The sequence below is a fragment of the Caballeronia zhejiangensis genome (assembly GCF_000698575.1).
Lineage (GTDB): Bacteria > Pseudomonadota > Gammaproteobacteria > Burkholderiales > Burkholderiaceae > Caballeronia > Caballeronia zhejiangensis.
Genome location: NZ_JFHD01000093.1, coordinates 1 through 2,238 on the forward strand (window position 1 = coordinate 1; position 2,238 = coordinate 2,238).

General features: G+C 61.8%; 3 protein-coding genes. All 3 read left to right on the forward strand.

Translation table 11 applies throughout. The annotated features are described in order from the left end of the window. Positions 1 to 83 precede the first annotated feature (83 nt). On the forward strand, positions 84 to 503 hold the full coding sequence (locus BG60_RS40265) for a transposase (protein ID WP_033536313.1): 420 nt from the start codon (positions 84 to 86) through the stop codon (positions 501 to 503). Further along, positions 491 to 844, forward strand: coding sequence for an IS66 family insertion sequence element accessory protein TnpB (gene tnpB / locus BG60_RS36015; RefSeq protein ID WP_412135179.1), 354 nt, complete (start codon positions 491 to 493; stop codon positions 842 to 844). The genes BG60_RS40265 and tnpB overlap by 13 nt, the downstream gene beginning before the upstream one ends. 30 nt (positions 845 to 874) lie before the next feature. Beyond that, positions 875 to 2,238, forward strand: a 1,364-nt coding sequence (tnpC, locus tag BG60_RS36020) for an IS66 family transposase (RefSeq protein WP_034474628.1), incomplete at its 3' end; no start/stop codon positions are given.

Consider the following 2,238-nt stretch of genomic DNA (forward strand, 5'->3'; position numbering starts at 1 on the left):
GTAAGCGGCTCGGGCCGACCGTTTCCCCATGCTGACTTTTTCAAAGCATGATGAGCGCGTTTAGATAACGGAGCCAGTCAGCCATGTCGAACGCAGGGGGCGGAGCTTATCCCCGTCGCACGTACGCGCGAGAATTCAAGCAGCAGGTGATCAGAGAGACGTTGGAGCCCGGCATGTCGGTGTCGATAGTTGCGCGCCGGCACGACATCAACGCCAATGTGGTGTTCGGATGGCGCAAACAATATCGTGAAGGCAAGCTGATCGTCCCTGCACTCGACGTTGCGCCGAGCATGCCATGCACGGAACTGCTGAGCGTCGACGTGATCGACTCGGCATTGGTGCTTCGGGCGCCGGAGCCGACAGTGACGTCAGAAGCGATGAGCAGCGTACCCATGCCGACGCCCGTGTGCGAGATCGAGGTGGAGATCGGCAAGCGGCGCGTGAAGATTCGCGGCCTGTCTGCCGAGCGCACCGAAGCATTCCTGCAGGAATGTCTGAAGTGATCGCGCTGCCGGCAGGTACGCGTATCTGGCTAGCGGCCGGTGTGACCGACATGCGCTGCGGGTTCCAGGGGCTGGCCGCGAAGGTGCAGACAGCACTCGAAGAGAATCCGCTGGGCGGCCATTTATTCATCTTCCGCGGGCGTCGCGGCGATCTCGTAAAGCTGCTTTGGGCGACTGACGACGGACTCTGGTTGCTCGCAAAACGATTGGAGCGAGGCCGTTTTATCTGGCCCCAGGCCGATGGAGGAAAGCTCCATCTGACGAGCGCCCAGCTGTCGATGCTGCTCGAGGGCATCGACTGGCGGCAGCCGCGACGCACCGCCGCGCTGTCGATGTTGTAAACCGCGAAGAAGACTCGTAAACTGCGACGCATGTCCCAACATGCGCCGCTTCCTGCCACCGTCGCTGAGCTCCGGGCTCTGGTGCTCGAGCAGCAAGCATCGCTCGCGAACATGGTGCGGGAGATCGCCGCCCGCGACGACGAGATCGAACGATTGAAGGCGCAGATCGACAAGCTCAGGCGGATGTACTTCGGGAGCAAATCCGAGAAACTGGCCCGGCAGATCGATAAGCTCGAAGCGCAGTTGGAAGACCTGACGGCCGGCCAAGGGGCGGCAGAGGCGCGAGGACAACGAGACAAGGCATCGAAGGGACCATCCAATCGAGGGCCCACGCGAGAACCATTGCCGCCGCACTTGCCGCGCGACGAGATCGAACTCACGCCTGATTCGGCTTGCCCCATATGCGCGACTGCAATGCAGTGGCTCGGCGAGGATGTCTCCGAACAACTCGCCCGCGTGGCGGCCGCGTTCAAAGTGACCCGCACGATCCGCCACAAGCTATGTTGCCCTGATTGCGGCCACATCGAACAACCCGCGATGCCTAGCCTGCCGATCGAGCACAGCATTGCGCATCCGAGCTTGCTGGCCGATATTGCGGTGTCGAAATTCGCTGATCATCAGCCGCTGTATCGCCAGTCGGAGATTGCGGCACGCGACGGAGTGACGCTGGATCGCGGCAGCATGGGCCGCTGGCTCGGGCAGATCGCCGAGCTCTGTGTGCCGCTCGTTGAAGCGATCCAGCGCTATGCACTGGTTCCCGGAAAGGTACACGTTGACGACACGCCGGTCGCGGTGCTCGCGCCAGGCAACGGTAAGACGGTGACCGGCCGCTTCTGGGTCTACGTGCGCGACGATCGTCGCTCGGGTTCGGCTGAGGCTGCTGCGGTATGGTTCGACTTCTCCTCGGATCGCAAAGGCGTCCACCCTCAAACCCGGCTCGCCGCATTCCACGGCATCGTGCAGGCCGATGCTTACTCGGGGTTCGATCAACTGTACTCGAGCGGCGAGATCCACGAAGCGGCATGCTGGGATCACGCGAGGAGGTACATCTATGATGTTCACGCGCGCACGCCGAATGTGGATACCCAGCAGCTGCTCGAGATGATCGGCGAGCTCTACAGCATAGAAGCCGACATTCGCGGCAAGGAACCAGACGAGCGTCTGCGCGTGAGGCGGGAGAAGAGCAAGCCATTGCTCGTGAAGTTTGAAACGACGATCAGGGCAAAACTCACGACGCTGTCGACGAAGTCCGCGCTCGCCAAGGCGATCAACTACTCGCTGAACCACTGGGCAGCCCTCACGTTCTACTGCGAGGACGGTCTGGCCGAGATAAGCAACGTGCTTGCCGAAAATGCCTTGCGCTGTGTCGCGCTCGGACGCAATAATGCGCAGCC

What these genes read in the sequence shown, in the direction of transcription:
- BG60_RS40265 (WP_033536313.1), top strand. Translation starts at nt 84, where the DNA reads ATGTCGAACGCAGGGGGCGGAGCTTATCCCCGTCGCACGTACGCGCGA.
- tnpB (WP_412135179.1), top strand. Translation starts at nt 491, where the DNA reads ATGTCTGAAGTGATCGCGCTGCCGGCAGGTACGCGTATCTGGCTAGCG.